This window comes from Saltatorellus ferox, assembly GCA_007751475.1.
Taxonomy (GTDB): domain Bacteria; phylum Planctomycetota; class UBA1135; order UBA1135.
The window spans coordinates 6,089,256-6,104,849 of sequence record CP036434.1 but is presented as its reverse complement, the minus strand read 5'-3'; the positions used below and the strand labels follow the sequence as shown (position 1 = coordinate 6,104,849).

Genomic DNA, 15,594 nt, shown 5'->3' with positions numbered 1-15,594 from the left:
GCAATTCGGCGGGGCAATCTGGTTCTGATTTCCGGGAAGTGCCGCGCCCCGCGGTCGTTCATAATGCTTCGCCCCTGGTTCTGGTCTCCGCGAAGCCAGGGCTCGCGCCTTCTCTCCCCTTTTGATCCATGAGCGCCAAACAACGCGTCCTCCGCGTGGGCTGTATCAGCCTGCTCTTGCTCGGCTTCGTCGGCTACTTCGCCTTCTCGACCTTCTTCTTCCCCCTGTTCGAGGGGCGGTTCAAGGCGGACGTGGCAGGGCTGATTCCGCGCACGGTGGATGTCTACCTGGCCCGTGAGGATCTGGAGGCGGCGTTCGACGGTTTCCCGACCCTCGCCGTGGCCGAGGAGCTGAAGGACAACACGGCGCTCAGGACGTACCTGGAGTCTCCTGAGTGGCAGAGACTGAATGCGGAGAAGGGCATCACGAAGACGTTCGAGGACGTCAAGTCTCAGCTCGCGCAGCTCCCGCTCGGAATCGACTTGCTCGATATCGCCGGTGGTGAGGACCTCGCGCTGGCGGCCAACTTCGTCGGCAGCGGGATTCAGGGGACCGAGTGGGCCGTCTACGCGCGCGCGTCGCGCTACGGGAAGCTGGCGGTTTCGGCGCTCAAGCACCCGGGTCTGATCGGCCTGGAGAAGCAGGGGCTCAGCGCCTCGCAGTCAGGTGAGATCATCACGCTGACGGGCGGCCAGCTCGCGAAGCCGATTCACATCGCAAGGATCCTGGACGTCATCGTCGCGGGAACGTCGCTGGCGCTCGTTCAGGAGGCCGTGAACTTGGAGGCGGCCCGTTCGGAGGGGTCGCTTCTGCTCGCGGCTCCGTACGCCGACTCGATCGCGTCGGTGGATCGCAATGACGACAAGCGCGACATCGAAGTGCAGTTCGACCTGCGGAAAATGCGCGAGCAGTGTGGGATGACGAAGCCGTGGCCCGATCCGGCGTCCAATCAGTTCGCGCCCGCGTTCTTCGGCAGGCTTCTTCCGGTGGCTGCCGTTCGTCGCCTTCTGGGGATTATCGACTTCGACCATGGCCTCAGCGTCGATCTCTCGGGTGAGTTCTCGTCGGAGCTGATGACCGCCGCTCAGGAGCGCGTCTATCGGGCCAAGGAGTTCGACCAGGAAGAGGTGATGGACGTGGCGGGCTTCGTGGCGGACGACGCGACGCTGTTCAGCTACCTGCGCGGTCCGATCGCGACGATTCTGGACATGGTGCTCGCGTCGCTGGAGCCGGCGGCCGCGGAGAACCTGAACGATGTGATTCGTGCGATCGGCTACGGTTCGACGTCGGAGTTCATCCAGGCGCTCGACAGCTCCCTCTACGATCGCGTGGCCTTCGTCGCGCGACCGAACGACTGGGGTGACGACGACGATATCGACGCCAACGGCGTCTATGTCGGCCCGCCCCACGACGATACGCCCGTCTTTGCGTGGGCGGTGATCGTGTGGATGAAGGACGAGAAGAAGCTGGAGGAGATCCGTGAGCAGATCGCCCAGCGCGGTTCGAAGATCGGCATCCAGGGCCGCGAGCCGGGCTCCAACGGCTACTACCTCAAGCGAATCAGCGGCGGCCTTCAGGTTCGAGAGTTCTGGTCGCCCTTCATTCCCGGAACGGGCCACATCGCGGTGCTGTTCTATGGCGACACCATGATCATTTCGAACCGCTATGCGATGATCAACGAGCTCACGGAGAACCGGGTGCAGCGAGGCTCGAACGCGCCGCTTCTGAAGAACCTGCCGGCCTTCCAGTACATGCTCCAGGACTCCAGTGCGACGGCGAACCTTCTCACCTGGGTCAACCCGAGGACGGGGACGGACCTCTTGCTCCAGCAGGCCAAGCGCGGGGCCAGCGGCAAGATCGAGAGTTCCATCGACTACACCACGAAGCGCCGGGAGGAAGAGAGGAAGGTCCTCCAAACGGTCTTTGGCGGCAAGCCCCGCAGTGGATTGACGGCGGACGAGGCTGCTCGGCTGGACCAGCAGGTCGACCAAAACGTTCGACTGTTCCGCGACGAGGTGATCGAGGCGAACCTGCCGAGGGAGCTGGCGGCGGCAGAGAGGATGGTGGCTTATCTCAGGGGCATTGCGGCGGGGTTGACGATGATCAAACTGTCGCCGAAGGACTTCAAGCTGTCCATTCGGGTGGATACGCCGTACGGGGACTGATTGGTGTGGGGGGGCGGGGGGGATCCGTCCCATCCGTCCGGCAGGACGGCCGGGCCCGGCTCGGCCCCGCAGGGGCTGAGCGGCCTGCGCGAGGCTCGCCCTCGCGGCCCGTGCGGCGAGCACGCCTGCGCGGCGAGGGCGCCTGCGCGGCGAGCGCGCCCGTCCGGCGAGGACGCCTGCGCGGCGAGCGCCAAGCGATGCAATCGCTATTTCGCCGTCAGGCGAAATGCCAGAGATACTGCGCGCTGTCACAGCGATAGGGCGGTTCGGCATTGGATGCCTTGGCAGCAGTCCCGGCCGCCGACCGCTGCCCCAGCAGGTCTCCCGACACAGGTCTCCCGGTAGAGACTGCCTGCCGTTCGCGCGAAGCGCCGAACGCGTGGGCTGAGGCTTCCCGCTGGCGGCTTGTGGGCTTTCCGCTGACGGCTGCCCTGGCAGGTCTCCCGAAACAGGTGTCCCGGTAGAGACTGCCTGCCGTTCGCGCGAAGCGTCGAACGCGTGGGCGCAGGTCTCCCGCTGAAGGCTTCGGTCCTGCCCGCTGGAGCGCTCGCCCGCATGGGCGAGCTGGGCGGATGTCTGGCTTGGCTCTCAGATCTCAGATCTCAGATCTCAGATCTCAGATCTCAGATCTCAGATCTCAGATCTCAGATCTCAGATCTCAGATCTCAGACCCGCCGAGCTCGCCCTGACGGGCGAGCACTCCAGCGGGCAGCACCGAAGTCTTCAGCGGGAGACCTGCGCCCACGCGTTCGGCGCTTCGCGCGAACGGCAGGCAGTCTGTGCCGGGAGACCTGTGTCGGTAAGTCTGCTGGGGTGTCGGTCAGGGGACAGCCCACAAGCCGTCGGCGGGAAGCCACTGCCCACGCGTTCGACGCTTCGCGCGAACGGCAGGTAGTCCGTGTCGGGAGACCTGTGTCGGGAGCCCTGCTGGGGCAGCGGTCGGCGGCCGGGACTGCTGCCAAGGCATCCAATGCCGAACCGTCCTATCGTTGTGACAGCGCGCAGTATCTCTGGCATTTCGCCTGACGGCGAAATAGCGATTGCATCGCTTGGCGCTCGCCGCGCAGGCGTCCTCGCCGGACGGGCGCGCTCGCCGCGCAGGCGTCCTCGCCGGACGGGCGTGCTCGCCGCACGGGCCGCACGGGCCGCGAGGGCGAGCCTCGCGCGGGCCACTCAGCCCCTGCGGGGCCGAGATGGGCCCGGGCGTCCTTCGGACGCGCAGAGCTGATCGCGCATGGCTACAGGGCACAGGCCGAGGATGCTCAGCCCGAGGTCACTCAGGCCGAAGCCACAAGCGGTCAACCATCTCTCACTTCGCACCCCTCTGCAGCTTTGAACTACAAGAGGTGGTGCCCGGGACTGGAATCGAACCAGCACGGGTTTTACCCCACCAGATCCTTAGTCTGGCGCGTCTACCAATTCCGCCACCCGGGCTCCTGAAGTTGCGGCATGTTGTCGGAGTTGGTAGTCCCCGGCCGCATCGGTTGTCACTCGAGTCACCGTGAGGTGGCTGCGAGCGAGGAAGATTAGGGATCTTGGGGGCGGGGAGCAACTGGATGAGTGAGGAATTCTGCGGAGGTGGGGATGGAAAGGGTCGGTACATTGGATGAAGCGGCAGATTTCGCCGCCCATTGCACTCCCATCGCCCTTCGTCCCACCCCCCAAGAACCATGGCCTCCCTTCGTGGACACGCCCTCATCGGACAGTCCGGCGGCCCGACTGCCGTCATCAACCAGAGCCTCGTGGGGCTCGTCGAGCGCTGCGTCGAGCATCGAGACATCACCGGGGTCTACGGGGCCCTGAACGGCATTCAGGGGATCATGGACGAGCGCCTGATCGATCTGGGACGGGAAGCGAGGGAGGAGCTGGAGAAGGTGGCTCATACCCCGGCCGCCGCCCTCGGGTCCGTGCGAAGAAAACCCACCCCGGAGGCGGCGGACCGGATCCTCCAGGTCTTCGAGGCCCACGACATCCGCTACTTCTTCTACGTGGGCGGAAACGACTCCGCCGAGACGGCCCACCTCCTCAACGAGGCCGCGATCGCCAAGGGGTACGAGGTCCGGCTGTTCCACGTTCCGAAAACGATCGACAACGACCTCGCCTGCTGCGACCACACCCCGGGCTACGGCTCGGCGGCGCGCTTCGTCGCCCAGGCCTTCATGGGCGACGACCAGGACAACCGCAGCCTCGGCGGCGTCAAGATCAACGTGGTCATGGGGCGGCACGCGGGCTGGCTCACGGCCGCCAGCCGCCTGGCGCGGCGCCACGAAGACGACGGGCCGCACCTGATCTACCTGCCGGAGGCGACCTTCGACCGCGATGGTTTCTGTGACTCGGTGGAGGAGATGCTGCACCGCCACGGCCGCTGCCTCGTCGCCGTCAGCGAAGGCATCCACGACGCCCAGGGGAATCACATCGCCAAGGGGTCCGAGGTCGATAGCCACGGCAACGTTCAGCTCTCGGGCACCGGGGCACTCGGGGACTATCTCTCGAACCTGGTGAAGACCAAGGTCTCCGCGGCCAGCCGAGTCCGGGCCGACACCTTCGGCTACCTCCAGCGCAGCTTCTTCGGCGTCGTCTCGGAGCAGGATGCCCTGGAAGCGCGGGAGGTCGGGCGCGCCGCGGTCGACGTCGCCACGTCGGGCGATGTGACCCACGGGTCGCTCGGGATCCAGCGCGGCGACGACGGAGGCAGCTATCAGCCCGTCTACGCCGTCAACAAGCTCGAAGACGTCGCGGCCGCGACGCGCCTTGTTCCGAAAGAGTTCATGAACGGAACGAACGACGTCACGGAAGCCTTCGTGGAATGGGCGACTCCCATCGTGGGAACGCTGCCCCAGCCCGGAAGACTCGCGAGTCATCCGGTCACTCGCCGACTGTGAGGATCGGCGCGTGCCCCCTATGATGGGGGCATGAATCGACTTCAGACTTGGATCGGAATCGTGGGCGCCGGCTCCCTGGCGGCGTCCCTTCTCAATGGTGTTCTCGTGGCCGCTCCGCTGAACGGCGCCGGGGTTCAGGATGCGACGCCCGCAGAGACCGCAGAGGCCGCGCAGGAGAAAGCGGCGCCGCAGGTCTCCGGCACGGTCAAGTTCGACGGAGAACGACCGGAAGTGAAGCCGCTCTCGATTCCGGCGCGGGCCGCCGAAGGGTGCTGCCCGTCCGGGGAGACCGTGAACGCGGACGACATGGCGCTGCTCATCTCGGAGGACGGTGGGATCCAGAACGTGGTCGTCACGGTCAAAGTGGAAGGGATGGAGACCGAGGTGCCGGAAGAGCCGTACCTGCTCGACCAGAAGGGCTGCCGCTTCCTCCCACACCTGCTCGTCGTCCCGAAGGGCGCGACCGTGTCGTTCCTCAACTCGGACGAGACGTCCCACAACGTGCACCTCATCACGATGGCCAACGAGGCGCTCAACCAGACGGTCACGGCGGGCAAGCACATCGAGAAGGTCTTCAACGAGGCCGAGCCCATCAAGGTCACGTGCGACATGCACACCTGGATGAACTCCTGGGTGTACGTGGCGGACGCGACGCACTGGACGATGACGGACGCCGACGGCAAGTTCTCCCTCGACGGCCTCCCGCCGGGCGAGCACGAGGTCACCTTCTGGCACGAGACGCTGAACAAGCAGGTGCAGAAGGTCGTCGTCGGCGAGGACGGCAAGGTGGCCGCTCCCATGGACGTGAAGTTCGAGCCGAAGAAGACGAAGACCCGTCGCCGTCGCAGGTAGGGGACACGCCTCATTTCGCTCCCAGGCCTCCCTCGCGCGCCTCATTTTCAGCACGCGAGGGGGGCCTGTGCGTAGTTTTACGGGACGTCTTGGCGCCGCGGGTAGCCAGGCGCGGCCCGGGCCGTACGGTAGCGGTCTGCGGCATCAGGGCGAGGCCCGGCCGCTGTGCTTCCACCGAAAGACCCCGACTCTCCCTGGCTCCGATGAACTCGATCCGCACCACTCTCTTCGGCTTCGCCGCCTCCGCGGCGCTCGCCGGCCTGACCCACGCTCTTCCTTCGAGCGTCTCCTTCCAGGAGGCCGCTCCATCGGCCGACACGCAGGGTTGTCAGTGCACCTGCGCTGACTGCATGGCGAAGCACGGCGCCAAGGCGGCCGACGCGCCCGCGCCGGCCGTCTTGCCCGAGCTTCCGACGGACATCGAGGCGGAGGTCGCGAAGGCGCTTGCGGCTGAGCTTTCTTCGGTGGAGGAAATCCTCGGCGTGGCCGTGCTGACGGATGTGACGAATGAAGTGGAAGCGCCAGAAGCCAGGCGCGGCTACATGGGCATCTCGCTCGACATGTCGTCCGAAGAGGTGGGAGCCGTGGTTTCCACGGTCGCTCCGAACGGTCCGGCCGCCCGTGCGGGATTGCTCCCCGGTGACACCATCGTCGTCGCCGAAGAGATGCCCGTGGAATCACCCGAGGACCTGATCGCCGCGCTGATCGAACTCCAGGTCGGTGACACGGCCACGATCGAAGTCGAGCGGGGCGGGACCGAGCTCGAGATGTCGATGGAGCTCGTCGCACAGGAGGATCTCGACCCGTCCGTGGAGGAGTCCACGGGCACGTTCACCCTGAACTTGATCGAGGAGTTTCGGGGCGAGCCGGTCGAGATCGAGGTCGATCTGGAAGACGATTTCGAGATCGTCCTACCGGAAGAGACGCCCCGGTTGACGGGCCTCGGCTACCTCGGCGAGGACGAGGAGACCGTGACCACGGAAGTGATCGAGGAGGTCCGCGGCGAAGGGCGCAAGCAGCGCGGTGCACGCCGCAAGGCGAAGCGGCGCAGCGCTGATCCTCTCCCCGAGGGCTACATCGAGATCGAAACCCGCCGCGAGCGTCGGCCCGCCAGCGCCGACTCCGCTCTCGCCGAGCGCGTCGAGCAGCTCGAGGCCGAGGTCGCGGAGCTTCAGCGGATCGTGGATCAGCTGCGCGCCGAGCTGGACCGGCGCAACCCGCGCTGATCGAAGGCCTTCAACTCAACCCTCGGTGAGCCCGAAGCCGTCGAGGCTCGCCCCGGGTTCCCAGTCGTGGACCCTCTTCGCCACGGCGAGCAGCACCTCTTCGTCGAGGTCGCGCTCGACGGCGTCGAGGGTCGCGGTGGGATCGCCGCAGGCGCGCCGCACGAGGGCCGCATCGATCAGGGCGAGAATCTTCTTCCGCACGCTCGACGGAGAGATGAGAGCGCGCGCGACGAGACGCTCAAGATCCGCGGCTTCGTCGGGATCGAGTGCGTGACGGCGGCACATGCGTGCGAGGAGACGGTCGGCTTCCACGGAGGGGACGGGGGCTGGGGACTGCACGAGTGGGGGATGCTTGACTGTATCCCGGCCACCGCGACCGGGCGGCGAGTGCGTGCGTCGCCCCCACGGTGCCTCGATTCGGGAGTGGGCCAATTCGAGAGCTGCGCGCGCGAACCGGCTCCCCGGATCAAGACCGCGAGCGTCGAATCCCGAGGAGACCCGTGCTGCCCGCACCGCGGTTTCCCCACCGGCCGGCAGCGCGTCCATCCATTCCCACGGCTGCAAAGCCCCCCGACCGATGCGCCCTATCCCCCTCCTTGCGTGTACCGCTGGCCTCGTGGCCGGCGTCCTGGCCCCTGCCTTCTTTCCAGGCCTCCGCTCGTCCTCGCAGGCCGGTACCGCGCTGCGGATGGACCTCGACGAGGCCTTCAGCCGCTCGGACCTCGTCCTCGAGGGAACGGTGGTGAACGGTATGAGCGGTGAGACGGCGAAAGGTGAGATCTACACCGACTGGACGATCGACGTCGAGCGCACCTTCTGGGGGCCGAGCGAGCCGCAGCGAACGATTCGGATCCCCGGAGGCGTGCTCGCGAACGGCAAGGGGACCATGATCCCGGGGATGCCGCGGCTGGCGCTTGGCGAGGAGGTCGTGCTCTTCCTCACCGAGCCTTCGTCCGAGGGCATTCGAGTGCCCGTCGGCCTCAGCCAGGGCAAGTACCGGATCGTCACCGGCTCCGACGGCTCACGCATGGCGGTGCAGACCGGCGATCACGTGACGCTGATCAGCGCGCGGACGACCCGTTCGATCGACGGGTTCGAGATGCTGGACTACGCGGACCTGGTCGCGCGCATCGAAGCCGCGTCGCAAAAGCGCGTGGCGCTTCGCTTCCAGGAGTCCTTCCAGCCGGCCTCGCCGGAAGCCAAGGGCGCCGGCGCCCGCATCGACGAGAAACGCTGATATGTGGACTTCACCGAGCGGCCCGGCGCCGTCTCTTCTCGCGTCCAGCGCTCGTGCTGCGGTCGGCTTCACGCTGGCGGCTGGGCTCGCCGCCTCGGTCACGGGCCACGTGCGCCTGCGCTACTCCGTGAACGGGACGGAGCTCCGCTGGACCTCCCCCGAGAACATCTCCCTCGTCATCAACTCGGATGGGTCCGACGATGTGGCGGATGGCAGTCACGAAACGGCCATTCGCAGCGCCGTCGAGGCCTGGAACGCGGTCAATGGCTCCCGAGCGCGGATGGTCATCGACGATTCGACCGCGGCCAGGGAGCGCCGCGACTGGCAGAGCAACGACATCCACCTCGTGGTCTTCGACGAAACGGGATCGTCCGGCTACTTCGCCGGCGCCAGCGGCATCGTCGCGATCACGCCCGTGACGTTCTTCACCGACGGCCGCATCATCGACGCCGACGTCGTCTTCAACGGCAAGAACTTCTACTTCACGACGTCCGGTGAGACGGCGAAGTTCGACATCCAGGACGTGGCCTCCCACGAGCTCGGGCATCTGCTGGGCCTCGACCACAGCGGAGTCTGCGGAGCCACGATGTACCCGTACGTCGACCCAAAGGTGATCCTGCACCGAAGCCTGGCGATCGACGACCAGAACGGCATGCGCGACATCTACCCGGAGTCGAGCTTCGCGCGGATCAACGGCCGCGTCACGCGTGGCGATGGGTCGGGCATCGCCGGTGCCCACGTGGTGGCGCTCGACCCGAGCGGCCGGCTGGCTGGCGCCAGTCTCGCGAGTGCTTCGGGCAACTACTCGCTGGAGGGGCTCCAGCCGGGGACCTTTTCGCTCTACGCGGACCCGCTGGACCAGCCGGTCTCCAGCGCGAATCTCGGCGGTGGCCAGGCCGTTCAGACGGACTTCGGGACGACGTCGCTCGGCACGGTGACCGTCGGTGGCGGCCAAACGCGGGACCTGGGAACGCGCACGGCGCTGGCTGACGTGGCCGTGGCGCTCGGCCGGATCAGCGATGACTACCCGATTCGGATCGTCCAGGGCCGCACGGTGAATCGTACGATTCGCGGCAGCGGCCTCGTCGCTGGCTCCACCCTCGAGTGCAGCGACCCGACCATCGGCCTTTCGAACGTGGTCTTCAGGGATACGGCCCTCGACTTCAGCGTCACGGTGCCCGCGGGCTCTCCGACCGGGCACGTGGATCTGACCGTGACCGATCCCTCGGGGGCCCGTGACACGCTGGTCGGTGGTCTAGAGATCACGCCTCCAGACCCGATCGTTCTGAGCGCAGACCCGACCATCGGTGACCCGAACGGCGGCGTCGACGTCGTGATCGTGGGGGAGCACTTTCGCGATGGCTCACGCGTCGTGATCGGCGACAGGATCTACCGTGACGGTGCCAGCGGCGGCTGCACCGTGGTCGATTCCCAGACGATCACGCTGCGCACCGCGCCGACGATCGCGGGTTCCCACGACGTGGTCGTGATCGACCCGTCCGGCGTCGAAGGGCGCTCCCAGGACTCGTTCGTGGTCTCGGCGGTGCCCGACGTGACCGCGGTCTTCCCCCAGGTGGGGTCGGCGTCCGGTGGAACCGAGATCACGATCTCGGGCCAGGACCTCGTCCCGGACCTCCAGGTGGAGATCGACGGCATGCTCCAGCCGCAGGTCTTCGTCGAGTCGCCGACGCGGATGCGCGTCGTGACGACCGGCGGCGTGCCCGGTGGACCCTATGTGCTGCGGGTCCTCGCGCCGGGGGGACTCTCTTCCGAGAGCGCGTTCACCTACGTTCCGAACGCGGACCCGGAGATCTCGGTACTGTCACCGGACGAAGCGGACATGGGAGGCGGGGCGCCCATCATCGTCTACGGCTCCGGCTTCAACGAGAACACGCGCGTCATCTTCGGGGCGGACACTCGCACCGGACTGGGCGGGCAACTCGGCGAGACCACGATGTTGACCAGCGGCTCGTTGCGCGTCATCGCTCCCCAGAGTGGCGTCGGCACCAAGTCGGTGGTGGTGAAGAACATCGATACGGGTCAGGCGGTCACGATGACCGCGGGCTTCACCTTCACCGGGGAGGAGCCGGTGGACGACGGGTCCGGAGGGTGCGCCGCGGTGCTTCCGCCGATGTCCCTCGGGGGGCCGCGCCCGCCGACGTGGCAGGCGGCCCTCGGCGGATCCGGGTGGATCCTGCTGGCGTTGCTCCTGGCCTGGATCCGGGCTGCCTCGGTCACAAGGCAGCTCGCGCCTACGCCGCGAGTCGGGTCCCGATGAGTTCTAGCTTGCTGAAGAGCTCCGCGGCGTTGATCGGCTTGGCGACGTAGTCGTTCATTCCGACGTCGAGGCAGCGCTTCTCGTCACCGCGCATGGCGTTCGCGGTCATCGCGATGACGTGCAGCGAGGGCTGGCCGCTGCCGGCCTCGGTCTTGCGCAGTCTGGTCACCGCTTCGAGCCCGTCCATCACCGGCATCTGCATGTCCATCAGCACGGCGTCGAAGGTCCGCGTTCGGATCTTCTCCAGCGCGATCGCGCCGTTGGAAGCGATCGAGACCGTGTGACCCCAGGATTCCAGCAGCAGCTGGGCGACGCGCTGGTTGACGAGATTGTCCTCGACGAGCAGGATCGCGAGCGGGCGCTCGGCGCGCTTCATGGCCGGGCTCTTGCGCTTGCCGAAACCGAGGGCTTCGCGCGGGCACGGTGGGGCGAGGCTCGTCGCTTTCGTGAACGCCTCGCGGAGTTCGGGGCCCACGATGGGGGCGAGGAGGCTCCGGACTCGATCGGGTGCCACGCCGCCGTCCCGATGGCCGGCTGCGGTCTGAAGCAGGATCCAAGGGGGCGCGCCTCGGCGCTCCAGAACGCCGTCCACGAGGACGCGCTCGCTCGGCGAGACCTCAGCGTCGGAGATCACCGCCATGTAGTCGTTGGTGCCCGCGCGGATGGCCTGGCGAGCCTCATCCGGGCTGGCGAAGGCGGCGACTTCGACGCCCCAGCCCTCCAGGAGGTACACCAGGGCCTCGCGCGAAGCTCTCTTGGGCTCCAGCACGAGGACCGGACCACGGCGTGACTCGGCCGGGACGGGCCCGCACTCGGCCTCGTCCTCGACGGGGCTGGACGCCGTGACGAGCGGGATCGTGAAGCGGAAGGTGCTGCCCGCGCCCTCGGTGCTCTGCACGTCGAAGCTACCTCCCATGCGCTGGGTGAGCTGCCGCGAGATCGCGAGTCCCAGGCCCGTACCGCCGAAACGGCGCGTCGTCGATTGCTCGGCCTGGGTGAAGGCGTCGAAGATGGTGACGAGCTTGTCGGCGGGAATTCCGACGCCCGTGTCCTCGATCTCGAAGCGCACGCTCGGAGCGCCGTACATGGAGGCGGGCACGACCTTGAGCTTGACATGCCCCTCGCCGGTGAACTTGATCGCGTTGCCGATCAGGTTCACCATGATCTGCCGGATGCGCAGCGAATCGCCCATGATCCCGTCGGGGAGTCGGTGGTCGACCACGCAAGCGAGATCGATGCCTTTCGCATGGCCGCGGTTCGCCGTGACCATGAGCGCTTCGCGGATGCAGCCGCGGAGCGAGAAGGGCTCGAGTTCCAGCTCCATGCGGCCCGAATCGATCTTCGAGAAGTCGAGGATATCGTTGAGGATCTCCAGGAGGCTGAGCGCCGAGGACTGAACGGTGGTGAGGTAGTCGCGCTGGGTCTCGTCGAGGTCGGTGCCGAGCGTCAGCTCGGTCATTCCGATGATGCCGTTCATCGGCGTTCGGAGCTCGTGACTCATGTTCGCGAGGAACGCGCCCTTGGCGGCAGCGGCCTCTTCTGCGAGGAGCTTGGCGCTGGCGAGGCTGTCGCTCTGCTCCTGCAGCTCCTTGACGAGATCGCGGGCGGCGAGCACCGTCGCCTGGCTGCGGCGCCGCGCCAGCTCACCGGCCCGGGTGGTGGACGCGATATAGATCGCGACGGTCGTGCAGATGATGACCTTGACCGTCTCGACGGCGCCGTTCATCTCGGCTCCGCCGAACTTGGCGGCGATCACCAGGACGGTGATATGCGTCAGCGCGGCGAGGATCACGAGCCGCGTGCACCACCGCGCGCCGTTGGTCACTTGGTCCGCGACCCGCATGTACGGGAAGAAGAATAGCCAGCTGTTCGCCCCTCCCGAGGCGTAGACGACGGCGCCGGCGAAGAGGAGGTCGACCTGCAGGAAGAAGCGCCCGAGGTGAACGCGCTGCGTGGAGTCGTAGCGGGTGCGCAGGATGATCCACGAGACGGCCGAGTAGACGGCGGCAGCGACCGTGAACCAGGTGAGCTCCGGGCCCCAGGGCTTCTGGAAGACGGCGCTGTTGTGGAGCGACAGGAGCCCGGCGATGACCAGCAAGGCGCACGCACGCATCCGTGGAATGACGTGGCGATGCAGGCGCCGATCGCGCTGAATCTGAAGGCCGCGCGCGGCCTCCTGGCCCATCGTCAAATGGTCCAGGGGATCGTTGGGGGAATGGGGGTCCACGGTTCTCCGCTCTGGGGGGGGTCTTCCGGTGTATCGACCCATGTCTCAAAAACATGAGGTGCGAATTTTCGACACGCGCCTGTCAGCCCCCCCGCCCCGGACGAAAAAAGGCCCCCTGACCGCGTCGTGCGCGGGCAGGGGGCCTCGAAAGAGGCTTGGAAACGCCCCTCAGCAGCCATCTCGGGGCTCCTCGGGGTCTACTCCGGGCCTATTCCGGGTCTCAGGCGTCCGCCAGAGCCCCCGTGTCCTTCACCTCGACGGCTTGCCAGTCGAGCTTGGGGCAATCCCCATAGAGATCGTCGAGCCCGTAGTAGTCGCGGGCTTCGTCCTGCTGGATGTGCACGACCACGTCGGAGTAGTCGAGCAGCACCCACCAGCCGAGGTCGGCGCCCTCCGCGCGGCTGTGGATTTCGCCCAGCCGCTTGAGGCGGTGGTGGACGTCTTCGTACATCGCGCGAACGTGGGGGCGACTGGTGCCCGTCACGACGACGAAGTAGTCCGCCACCTTGATGGCGTCAGCAACGTCGTACACGACGATGTCGAGGCCTTTCTTTTCTTCCAGGATCGTTGCGACCGTGGCGGCGATGGTCTTCGTGTCGATGACAGGAACTCCTTGGGAAACAGGGATCAGACGAACCAGGGGAGGAAGACGAGACCGACGACGGTCATCAGCTTCACGAGAATGTTGAGTGACGGGCCGGAGGTGTCCTTGAACGGGTCACCTACGGTATCGCCAACCACGGCCGCTTTGTGCGGTTCGGAGTTCTTTCCACCGTGGGCACCGCCCTCGATGTACTTCTTGGCGTTGTCCCAGGCGCCACCGGCGTTGGACATGAAGATCGCCATCATGATGCCGGTGACGAGCGCGCCCGCCAGGAGGCCGCCGAGGGCGGCGATGCTCCAGAGGCCGACGAGGATCGGGGAGCCCACGGCGATGAGGCCGGGGACGACCATCTGCTTCAGGGAGCCGTCCGTGGAGATCTTGACGCAGCGGGCGGCGTCCGGCTTGCCGGTGCCCTCCATGATGCCGGGGATCTCGCGGAACTGACGGCGCACTTCCTCGACCATGGCCTGGGCGGCGTTGCCGACGGCCTCCATGGTGAGGGCGGCGAAGAGGAACGGAAGGATGCCGCCGAGCAGGAGGCCGATGAGGACCTCGGTGTTCGTCAGCGAGAAGTTGAGGGCAGCGGCGCCCTTGGCGGCCAGGAGCTCGTCCGCGCGCAGCTGGAACGCTGCGAAGAGCGCGAGCGCCGTGAGGGCGGCCGAGCCGATCGCGAAGCCCTTGCCGATGGCGGCCGTGGTGTTGCCGACGGCGTCGAGGGCGTCGGTGCGCTCACGAACTTCGGGCGGAAGCTCGGCCATCTCGGCGAGACCACCGGCGTTGTCGGCCACAGGGCCATAGGCGTCGACGCCCAGCGAGATGCCGAGGGTCGAGAGCATCCCGACGGCCGCGAGGGCCACGCAGTACACGCCGTAGCTCAGGCCGCCTTCCACGATGCCGGCCCAGTTCGCGACGTAGATCGCCACGCAGATGAGCAGCACGGAGAGTGCCACCGAGCGCATGCCGACCGCGAGGCCAGCGATGATGTTCGTCGCGGCGCCCGTCTCGGACTTGTTGGCGATGGTGTGGACCGGCTTCGTCTCGGTCGACGTGTAGTACTCGGTGACCTTGCCGATCAGAACGCCGACGGCGACGCCGGAGACGATCGCGATCAGGAGCTTCATCCCGTTGACGCCTTCGGGGAAGTCCATCGTGAAGCAGAGGACGGCCGAGCCGGCGATCGCAGCCAGCGAGGCGACGATCATGCCGCGGAACAGCGCGGAGTGGATGTGGTGCTCGTCGGCGGCCTTCACGAAGAAGGTGCCGGCGATGGAGGCGAAGATGCCGACGGCGGCCACGGCGAGGGGCAGCATCGCAAGGCCGATCATGTTCGGGTCGTCTTTGAACGTGATGGCAGCCAGGGTCATCGCCGCGACGATCGAGCCGACGTACGACTCGAAGAGGTCGGCGCCCATGCCCGCGACGTCGCCGACGTTGTCACCGACGTTGTCGGCGATCGTGGCGGGGTTGCGGGGGTCATCCTCGGGGATGCCAGCCTCGACCTTGCCGACGAGGTCGGCGCCGACGTCGGCGGCCTTCGTGAAGATGCCGCCGCCCACGCGGGCGAACAGCGCGATCGACGAGGCGCCGAAGCTGAAGCCGAGGACGTACTCGAGGCCCTTCGCGCTGAAGTCCGGCGCGTACTGGTGAACGAAGATCGTGATGCCGAGGAGCGCGAGGCCCACGACGCTCATCCCCATGACGATGCCCGAGCTGAACGACACGTCGAGGGCCTCCGACAGACCTGTACGGGCGGCCTGCGTGGTACGCACGGCAGCGCGGGTCGCGGTGTGCATGCCGAAGTAGCCGGCGATGGCGGACGCGGCGGCGCCGGAGACGAACGCGATGGCCGTCTTCTGGCCGAGGCCTTGCGCGGGGTCACTGAAGAAGATGGCGGCGCCCACAGCGATCACGAAAAGCGAGAGCCACGTGTACTCTGCTTTCAGGAACGCGGCAGCGCCTTCCTGGACCTGCTTGGAGATCTCCTGCATCTTGGCGTCTCCGGCATCTTGCTTCATGATCGCGAAGTACTTCACGATGGCAAAGATCAGCGCGGCGACGGCTGCAGCGCCGGCGACGTAAAGAGGGGTCATGGTGCTCTGGGGCGCTACGAACGAAGGTAGCGC

At 67.0% G+C, this 15,594-nt stretch carries 10 protein-coding genes and 1 tRNA gene; 6 read left to right on the top strand and 5 right to left on the bottom strand.

What is annotated here, in order from left to right; genetic code table 11:
* The first annotated feature begins 128 nt into the window (after nt 1-128).
* Nucleotides 129-2,165 carry a hypothetical protein gene (locus tag Poly30_RS22010; RefSeq protein ID WP_145202471.1) on the top strand — a complete coding sequence of 679 codons (2,037 nt, stop codon included), beginning with the start codon at nt 129-131 and terminating at the stop codon, nt 2,163-2,165.
* Nucleotides 2,166-3,512: 1,347 nt separating this feature from the next.
* Here Poly30_RS22010 and Poly30_RS22005 read toward each other — a convergent pair.
* Nucleotides 3,513-3,599: transfer RNA gene (locus Poly30_RS22005), tRNA-Leu, on the bottom strand.
* A 236-nt stretch (nt 3,600-3,835) separates the two neighbouring features.
* On the opposite strand from Poly30_RS22005, the gene Poly30_RS22000 reads away from it, so the two are divergent.
* The 3 genes from Poly30_RS22000 (at nt 3,836) to Poly30_RS21990 (ending at nt 7,125) form a co-directional block, all read left to right on the top strand.
* The gene (locus Poly30_RS22000) at nt 3,836-5,047 is read left to right on the top strand and encodes a 6-phosphofructokinase (RefSeq protein ID WP_145202468.1); all 1,212 of its coding nucleotides are present in this window, start codon (nt 3,836-3,838) and stop codon (nt 5,045-5,047) included.
* Nucleotides 5,048-5,077: 30 nt separating this feature from the next.
* Entirely contained in the window at nt 5,078-5,899 is an 822-nt protein-coding gene (locus Poly30_RS21995) for a carboxypeptidase regulatory-like domain-containing protein (RefSeq protein ID WP_145202465.1), read from the top strand.
* A 203-nt stretch (nt 5,900-6,102) separates the two neighbouring features.
* Entirely contained in the window at nt 6,103-7,125 is a 1,023-nt protein-coding gene (locus Poly30_RS21990) for a PDZ domain-containing protein (RefSeq protein WP_145202462.1), read from the top strand.
* A 15-nt stretch (nt 7,126-7,140) separates the two neighbouring features.
* Here the strand turns inward: Poly30_RS21990 and Poly30_RS21985 are convergent, their stop codons facing one another.
* Entirely contained in the window at nt 7,141-7,464 is a 324-nt protein-coding gene (locus Poly30_RS21985; RefSeq protein ID WP_145202459.1) for a hypothetical protein, read from the bottom strand.
* Nucleotides 7,465-7,702: 238 nt separating this feature from the next.
* Here Poly30_RS21985 and Poly30_RS21980 point away from each other — a divergent pair, with 238 nt between their 5' ends.
* Nucleotides 7,703-8,362, top strand: a complete 660-nt coding sequence (locus Poly30_RS21980; protein ID WP_145202456.1) for a hypothetical protein — start codon at nt 7,703-7,705, stop codon at nt 8,360-8,362.
* 1 nt (nt 8,363) lies between these two features.
* The gene (locus Poly30_RS21975; RefSeq protein ID WP_145202453.1) at nt 8,364-10,640 is read left to right on the top strand and encodes an IPT/TIG domain-containing protein; all 2,277 of its coding nucleotides are present in this window, start codon (nt 8,364-8,366) and stop codon (nt 10,638-10,640) included.
* Here the strand turns inward: Poly30_RS21975 and Poly30_RS21970 are convergent.
* The 3 genes from Poly30_RS21970 to Poly30_RS21960 all read right to left on the bottom strand — a co-directional run bounded on the left by Poly30_RS21970 (nt 10,615) and on the right by Poly30_RS21960 (nt 15,561).
* On the bottom strand, nt 10,615-12,825 hold the full coding sequence (locus Poly30_RS21970; RefSeq protein WP_419190495.1) for a response regulator: 2,211 nt from the start codon (nt 12,823-12,825) through the stop codon (nt 10,615-10,617). The genes Poly30_RS21975 and Poly30_RS21970 overlap by 26 nt on opposite strands.
* Before the next feature lie 262 nt (nt 12,826-13,087).
* Nucleotides 13,088-13,453, bottom strand: a complete 366-nt coding sequence (gene rsfS / locus Poly30_RS21965; protein WP_419191384.1) for a ribosome silencing factor — start codon at nt 13,451-13,453, stop codon at nt 13,088-13,090.
* A gap of 41 nt (nt 13,454-13,494) precedes the next feature.
* Nucleotides 13,495-15,561, bottom strand: coding sequence for a sodium-translocating pyrophosphatase (locus tag Poly30_RS21960; protein WP_145202443.1), 2,067 nt, complete (start codon nt 15,559-15,561; stop codon nt 13,495-13,497).
* Nucleotides 15,562-15,594 lie beyond the last annotated feature (33 nt).

Excerpts from the sequence above, each read along its gene's own strand:
- Poly30_RS21990 (WP_145202462.1), top strand. The coding sequence starts at position 6,103 with ATGAACTCGATCCGCACCACTCTCTTCGGCTTCGCCGCCTCCGCGGCG.
- Poly30_RS22010 (WP_145202471.1), top strand. The coding sequence starts at position 129 with ATGAGCGCCAAACAACGCGTCCTCCGCGTGGGCTGTATCAGCCTGCTC.
- Poly30_RS21980 (WP_145202456.1), top strand. The coding sequence starts at position 7,703 with ATGCGCCCTATCCCCCTCCTTGCGTGTACCGCTGGCCTCGTGGCCGGC.
- Poly30_RS21975 (WP_145202453.1), top strand. The coding sequence starts at position 8,364 with ATGTGGACTTCACCGAGCGGCCCGGCGCCGTCTCTTCTCGCGTCCAGC.
- Poly30_RS21995 (WP_145202465.1), top strand. The coding sequence starts at position 5,078 with ATGAATCGACTTCAGACTTGGATCGGAATCGTGGGCGCCGGCTCCCTG.
- Poly30_RS22000 (WP_145202468.1), top strand. The coding sequence starts at position 3,836 with ATGGCCTCCCTTCGTGGACACGCCCTCATCGGACAGTCCGGCGGCCCG.
- Poly30_RS21960 (WP_145202443.1), bottom strand. The coding sequence starts at position 15,561 with ATGACCCCTCTTTACGTCGCCGGCGCTGCAGCCGTCGCCGCGCTGATC.
- Poly30_RS21970 (WP_419190495.1), bottom strand. The coding sequence starts at position 12,825 with ATGGGCCAGGAGGCCGCGCGCGGCCTTCAGATTCAGCGCGATCGGCGC.